Annotated in this window: 1 protein-coding gene; it reads left to right on the forward strand. The window is 57.3% G+C overall.

All coding sequences use genetic code 11. The features are described from left to right. Positions 1 to 203: 203 nt before the first annotated feature. Positions 204 to 600, forward strand: a 397-nt coding sequence (locus ACP7BV_RS27680; protein WP_426108126.1) for a hypothetical protein, incomplete at its 3' end; no start/stop codon positions are given.

Here is a 600-nt window from a genome sequence, read left to right on the forward strand (position 1 = left end):
GTGCCCAGCTTGAGATAGACAGTGAAATCAATCATTTGGGGCGAACAATTCGAGGGCGCAGGAACAAAACTGTAAGGAAAGCTGACAGAAAATACTTCGCGTTCGGTTGCCGGCACGCCACAGTACCCGAGGTGCATTCAATTGCCCCCATGATAATATAGATTTCTAGTCACTTATTTCACACTTTCCAGCAAAGGCTCACAATGATGAAGTCCGCTATCCAGTTAGTAATCGGCACCACCCTGGTGCTGGCCGCCGCTGCCGCCTCGGCCGCTTCGGTCACCAAGCCATTGACCGTGTCGGCCGTGATCCAGGAACGCGTGGGCCCGATGTTGCGCTGTCCGTCGCAGTTTGGCGGCACCATTACCGGCCACGCCGACAGCGCATTGCTCGGCCGATCAGTGGTGATTTCAACCGATTGCATCACGCCATCCGGTCCGCTGTTCAATTTTAGCCGCGGCAAGATGATCATCGTTGGCACCACCGGCGAGCAACTCTACGCGGACTACAGCGGCCAGTTCGTGCCCACGGGCGACGGCGCCAAGTATGTCTTTAGCGGCGCCACGTTCCAGATCACCGGCGGCAGCGGTCGCTACTTCC

Origin of the sequence: Massilia sp. TSP1-1-2, from assembly GCF_049896185.1 — a bacterium.
GTDB lineage: Bacteria > Pseudomonadota > Gammaproteobacteria > Burkholderiales > Burkholderiaceae_D > Telluria_A.